Origin of the sequence: Dietzia sp. CQ4, from assembly GCF_014145125.1 — a bacterium.
Lineage (GTDB): Bacteria > Actinomycetota > Actinomycetes > Mycobacteriales > Mycobacteriaceae > Dietzia > Dietzia natronolimnaea.
This window is the reverse complement of sequence record NZ_JAALDZ010000120.1, coordinates 1-6,190: the sequence shown is the minus strand read 5'-3', so window position 1 is coordinate 6,190 and position 6,190 is coordinate 1. Positions and strand designations below refer to the sequence as shown.

6 protein-coding genes are annotated in these 6,190 nt (G+C 71.1%); 1 reads left to right on the top strand and 5 read right to left on the bottom strand.

Annotated features, from left to right (window positions below):
- A partial coding sequence (locus G6031_RS07645; RefSeq protein WP_182652918.1) for a hypothetical protein occupies positions 1-187 on the top strand: 187 nt, incomplete at its 5' end.
- A 140-nt stretch (positions 188-327) separates the two neighbouring features.
- On the opposite strand, the gene G6031_RS07640 is transcribed toward G6031_RS07645, so the two are convergent.
- The 5 genes from G6031_RS07640 to G6031_RS07620 all read right to left on the bottom strand — a co-directional run.
- Positions 328-777 carry an SRPBCC family protein gene (locus G6031_RS07640; RefSeq protein ID WP_182652917.1) on the bottom strand — a complete coding sequence of 150 codons (450 nt, stop codon included), beginning with the start codon at positions 775-777 and terminating at the stop codon, positions 328-330.
- Between the two features lie 76 nt (positions 778-853).
- Positions 854-3,622 (bottom strand): cation-translocating P-type ATPase, encoded by a 2,769-nt coding sequence (locus G6031_RS07635; protein ID WP_182652916.1) that lies wholly within the window; start codon positions 3,620-3,622, stop codon positions 854-856.
- Between the two features lie 17 nt (positions 3,623-3,639).
- Entirely contained in the window at positions 3,640-4,299 is a 660-nt protein-coding gene (locus G6031_RS07630; RefSeq protein WP_182610100.1) for an MBL fold metallo-hydrolase, read from the bottom strand.
- Positions 4,296-5,381, bottom strand: a complete 1,086-nt coding sequence (locus G6031_RS07625) for an S-(hydroxymethyl)mycothiol dehydrogenase (RefSeq protein ID WP_182652915.1) — start codon at positions 5,379-5,381, stop codon at positions 4,296-4,298. The genes G6031_RS07630 and G6031_RS07625 overlap by 4 nt, the downstream gene beginning before the upstream one ends.
- Positions 5,382-5,565: 184 nt before the next feature.
- Positions 5,566-6,190 (bottom strand): M23 family metallopeptidase (locus G6031_RS07620; protein ID WP_182652914.1); only part of this gene is annotated, 625 nt, incomplete at its 5' end.

Genomic DNA, 6,190 nt, shown 5'->3' with positions numbered 1-6,190 from the left:
CCAGGCCGAGGCCGCCCGCGAGGCCGCCGCGGCGGCGGCCCCGTCGGGAACCGACCTCGCGTCGGCCGAGGTGGCCACCGGTGGGGCCACACCCGAGCGTGTGGACGTCACCGCGACCGCCACCGCCGAGCCCGAAGAATCGGTCACGACGACGACGAGGGAGGCTCCGGACAACCCGGACCGCTGAGCACCGGGGCCTACCCCGCGGCTCCAAGCCCGGGGCCTACCCCCCGGCGCCTGGTTCGGGACCTACCCCTCGGCTCCACGCCCGGCGCCTACCCCTCGGCTCCACGCTCGGGGCCTACCCCTCGGCTCCACGCTCGGGGCCTACCCCTCGACGTCGGCCTTGAGGTTCGAGAGCAACTGGTGCTGGATCCGCTTGAGCCCGGCCGGGGCGAAGGTCCGCTCGAAGAACCCGCCCACTCCCCCGGCTCCGTCCCATGACGTGGTCATCTCCACCAGCGCACCGCCGGTGGCCTCGCGGACCGTGTAGGTGGTGGCCATGGACGAATTGGCGTCCTTCTCCACCAGCGACCAGTGCGCCGCGGCCTCGTCCACGGTCACCGTGGCCTTGACGTCCCGGCTGCGCTTCTTGGTGGCCTGGAGGTTCCACGCCGCCACGGTGCCGTGCCCCTGGCCGCCCTCGATCAACCTGTACGCGGTGAACTGCTCGGGCTGGATCCGGGGACGGACCTGGGCGTAGTCCGCGATCGCGGCCGTCACGGTCGCGACGGGCGCCTCGATGACGATGGTGTTGCTGGCGGTGACCCTGCCCATGATCGTGACTCCTCCTCTGCCTGACCACGTCGCGCCCGCCGGAATCGCCGGTGGCGGCGCCCTCGACAGGGGCGCGTCAGACCACCACCATCGTGCCCGATCCCTCCTGCCGCCGAGCACGCCACCTCGCCCCGATCTTCCGGAGCTCCTCGAGCCAGAGGATCGACGAGCCCACCGCGACCGCCAACAACCACTCGTCCGCGTGCAACGGGGTGGTGTCGAAGATCCCCTGGAGGAAGGGCACCTGGACCACGGCCACCAACAGCAGCGGGACCGCCGCCAGTGCCACCCAGATCGGGGCGTTGTGCGCCATGTCCCGGGAGAACACCGAGCCGTCCGTGGAGCGGACGTTCATCAGGTTGAACACCTGGAAGAACACGAAGGCGGCGTAGGCGAGGGTGGTGGCGAACAACGGCACGCCCGCGCGCTCGGGGAACAGCGTCTCCGCGAACGCGAGGACCAGCAGTGTCCCGGTGGCCATGACCACGCCCAGCCACAGGATCCGTACCAGTCGTGACGGGGTGAGGATCTGCTCGTCGGCGGGTCGGGGCGGCCGCCGCATCGCGTTCTTCTCCACGGGCTCCACGCCCAGAGCCATGGCAGGCGGGCCGTCCATGACGATGTTGACCAGCAGGACCTGCAGGGCGGTGAACGGCACGGCCGCCAACCCGAACAGCCCGCTGGCGAGGAACACCAGAACGAACGCCCACGCGGTGGTGAGCTGGAACTTCACGAACTTCACGATGTTGTCGTAGATGCCGCGGCCCTGCTCGACGGCCGAGACGATGGTCGCGAAGTTGTCGTCCGTGAGCACCATGTCGGCCGCACCCTTGGACACGTCGGTGCCGGTGATCCCCATCGCGATCCCGATGTCGGCCTGACTCAGCGCGGGTGCGTCGTTGACGCCGTCCCCGGTCATGGCCACCACGTCCCCGCCGGACTGCAGGGCCCGGACCATCCGGATCTTGTGCTCGGGGGACACCCGGGCCAGGACTCCCAGGCCGGGGGCACGTCCGGTCAGCTCGTCGTCGTCGATCCCGTCGAGATCGACCCCTCGCACCGCCTCCCCCTCGATCCCCAGGTCACGGGCGATCGACGAGGCCGTGACGAGGTGGTCGCCGGTGATCATGTGAACCGAGATGCCCGCCTCGCGTGCCACCCGGATGGCCTCGGCGGCCTCGGACCGGGGCGGGTCGACGATGCCGACCACGGCGAACACGGTCAGGCCGCGCACCTCGTCGAGGAGCACGCTCTCATCTACTCCGGTCTCGCCGGATCCGTCCTCGCCTGGTGCCGACTCGAACGGGCGCCCCGCCACCAGCAGGGTCCGCAGGCCCCGCTCCGCCAGCTCCTCGGTCGCGAGACGGATCGCCTCGTGCAGCTCGTCGGTGAGCTCGACGGCGTCCGTGCCGTTCCACACGTGGGTCGACCGGGGCAGCAGCGCACCGGTCGCGCCCTTGGCGCTGAGCGCGAGCTCCCCGCCCGGTGAGCGGTTGACGGTGGCCATGAACCTGTAGTCGGAGTCGAAGGGCACCTGGGCCACCCGCGGCCGTGCGGCACGCAGTCCCTCCACGTCGAGCCCGCACTTGGTGGCGGCCACGAGGAGAGCGCCCTCGGTGGGGTCGCCGACGAGTTCGCCGTCGGTCACGATCGCGTCGTTGCACAGCGTCATGGCGACCGCCGCCCTCCGGAGGTCCGGAACGGCATCCGGATCGGACGACAGGACCGTGCCGGTCGCCTCGTATCCGGTCCCGGTGACGGTGTAGGCGGAACCGCCCGCGACGATCCGCGTCACGGTCATCTCGTTGAGGGTGAGGGTCCCGGTCTTGTCCGTGGCGATGTGGCTGGTCGACCCGAGGGTCTCCACCGCCGCGAGGTTCTTGATGATCGCCCCTTCACGGGCGAGCCGCGAGGCGCCCATCGCGAGGGTGAACGCCACCACGGCGGTGAGGCCCTCCGGGATGGTGGCCACGGCGAGCGAGACCGCGCTGAGGAGCATGTCCTCCCAGGACTGCCCGCGCACCAGTCCGATCCCCATCACCAGCGTCACCACGACCAGCGCGATCACGGTGAGGACCCGGGCCAGGACCCCGATCCGCCGTTGGAGCGGCGTCTGCTCACCGCCCGCCCCGCCGAGCAGCTCGGCGATCGCCCCCATCTCCGTGCACTCACCGGTCCCCGTGACCACCACGCGCGCCCGACCGCGGGTGACCTCGGTGTTCATGAACACCATGCCGGTGCGGTCACCGAGCGGCGCGTCCGCGGCGGCCACCGCTCCCGCCGTCTTGTCCACGGGGACCGACTCGCCGGTCAGGGCCGACTCCGCCACCTGGAACCGGGACGCCTCGAGAACGCGACCGTCAGCGGGGACCCTGTCGCCGGATTCCACCACCACGACGTCCCCCGGGACGAGATCCGCGCTGTCCACCTCCACCTCGGCGCCGTCCCGCACCACCCGGCTGTGCGGCACCGCCATGTCGCGCAACGCGGCCAGGCTCTCCTCGGCCCGCGTCTCCTGCACGTAGTTCAGCACGGTGTTGAGCACCACCACCAGGAGGATGACGACCGGGGTCTCCCACTCGCGCGAGATCACGGCGCTCACCACGGCGGCCACCGCGAGAACCATGATCATGGGGTCGCGGAGCAGCCGCAGGACCCGTCTCCAGGCCGGCACCCCGGCCGCCACCGGCAGGGTGTTGGGACCGTGCTCGGCGAGACGACGCGACGCCTCGGCGCGGGTCAGGCCGTTCGACCCCGCGCCGAGGCGGGAGACCACCTCTGCGGTGGACAGTGTGTGCCAGGGGGTGCGCCGGTCCGTCTCCGGGGCGCAGTCCGTCGTCGTCATCCCCCCATCGTGCCCGGTCAGCTGCCCCGGGCGATCCACTCCTCCAGATGCGGGGACTCCTCGCCCACCTTCGTGCCGTCACCGTGGCCGGTGTGGACCAGGGTCTCGGCGGGCAGGGTGAGGATCCGGTCGCGGATCGAGGTGATGATGGTCGGGAAATCGGAGTACGACCGTCCCGTGGCACCGGGCCCTCCGGAGAACAGGGTGTCGCCGGAGAACAGGACGCCCGCCTCGGGGACGTGGAAGACACACGAGCCCGGCGAGTGGCCGGGGGTGTTCATGACCGTGAACCCGGTCCCGGCGATCTGGAAGACCTGCCCGTCCTCGAGGTCCTCGTGGGCGACCGTCGGGTGGGTTTCCTCCCACAGCATCTGGTCGCCGGGGTGGACGAAGACCCGGGTGTCGAGCTCGCGGGCGAGCTCCGGGGCGACGGTGATGTGGTCGTTGTGGGCGTGCGAGCACAGGATGCCCTTGACCGTGCGCCCGGCCACCGCGTCGATGATCGGCTGGGCGGTGTGGGCGGCGTCGATGACGTACACCTCGGAGTCGTCACCGAGGATCCAGATGTTGTTGTCCACCTCCCACTCGCCGCCGTCGAGGGCGAAGACGCCGCTCGTCACGACCTTCTCGATACGCAGTCCACCGGCATTGCCGGCACTCGTGTACGTCTCGCTCACAGGGTCACCACCGATCGGAGGACGGATCCGGACTTCATGGCGCCGAACGCGGCCTCGACCGCGTCCAGACCGATGCGTTCGCTGACGAACTTCTCCAGCGGCAGCCGCCCCTGCAGATGCAGGTCGACCAGCATCGGGAAGTCGCGCTCGGGGAGGCAGTCGCCGTACCAGGAGGACTTGAGCGAACCCCCGCGGCCGAAGAAGTCGAGAAGCGGCATCTCCAGCCGCATCTCGGGCGTGGGCACGCCCACCAGGACCACCGTGCCCGCGAGGTCACGGGCGTAGAAGGCCTGCTCGTAGGTCTCGGGTCGACCGACCGCGTCGATCACCACGTCGGCGCCGAAGCCGCCCGTGAGTTCCTGGATGGCGGCCACGGGGTCCGTGCCGGAGGAGTTGACCACGTCGGTGGCCCCGAACTCGCGCGCCCACTCGAGCTTGGTGTCGTCGAGGTCCACGGCGACGATGGTCGAGGCCCCCGCCAGGCGGGCACCCACGACCGCGGCGATACCGACGCCGCCGCACCCGATCACGGCGACGGACTGGCCGCGCGTGACGTTGCCCGTGTTGACCGCGGCCCCGAGGCCGGCCATCACGCCGCAGCCCAGCAGTCCCGCGACGGCCGGATCGGCCGCCGGGTCCACCTTGGTGCACTGCCCCTCGTGGACGAGGGTCTTGTCGATGAACGCACCGATACCGAGCGCGGGGCTGAGCTCCGTGCCGTCGGTGAGGGTCATCTTCCTGGACGCGTTGTGCGTGGCGAAGCAGTACTGCTGCTGGCCGCGCTTACAGGCCCGGCACTCGCCGCAGACCGCGCGCCAGTTCAGCACCACGAAGTCGCCCTCGGACACGTGCGTCACCCGGTCACCGACGGTCTCCACGATCCCCGCGGCCTCGTGACCGAGCAGGAAGGGGTACTCGTCGTTGATGCCGCCGTCGCGGTAGGCCAGATCGGTGTGGCAGACGCCGCACGCCTGGACGCGGACGACGACGTCGTTCGGTCCCGGATCGGGGACGACGACGTCGACGAGCTCGACATCCGCACCCTTGGTACGGGCGATGACGCCCCTGACGGTCTGTGACATACCCAGTTTCTCCTCGAGGTCGGTTCGGCTCGGGGCCGGATCAGGCGGAGCCCCGGCCCGGACCCCGTCCACCCTGCCACATATGCAGGACCGGCCATTCGTCTGCACGCGAAACGACCGGAGCCCCGGACACCTGTGGTGTCCGGGGCTCCGGCGGGTCGAGCGGTCTGCTCGAGGGATCCGATCAGACGGCGACGCCGTTGGCACGCAGCCACGGCACGGGGTCGATCCACTGGCCGGCGGGGTTGCGCACGCCGAAGTGCAGGTGCGGGCCGGTCGAGTACCCGCGGTTGCCCACGGTGCCGATGACCTGACCGGCGTGGACGCGCTGGCCCACCGAGACGTAGTTCTGGTCGTTGTGGCCGTACTCGAGCAGGTACCCGTCGTCGGTCTGGATGCGGATCCACAGTCCGTAGCCCGAGGCCGGGCCGGCGGCGACGACCGTGCCGGACTTGGCGGCGAACATCGGCGTACCGATCGGGGCACCGAAGTCGGTGCCGTTGTGGAAGGTCCCCCAGCGCGGACCGAAGCCCGAGGTAATGGGGCCGAAGGTCGGGGCGTGGGCACCGCCGACGGCGGCGGACGGCGAACCGAGCGAACCGAACATCGCGGGATCGATGGCGTACTCCCGCAGCTGCGCCTCGTTCAGGCCGATGCCCTGCGCGAACTCCTGGGCCATCTGGCCGAGCTGGTTGACGTCGATGTCGGCGGACTGGGCGGACGCGGCGGGGGCCGCGGCCATCGCGACGCCACCGGTGAGAGCGGCACCGGCGACGGCGCCGGCGACGATGCGGCCCATGCCGCTCGCG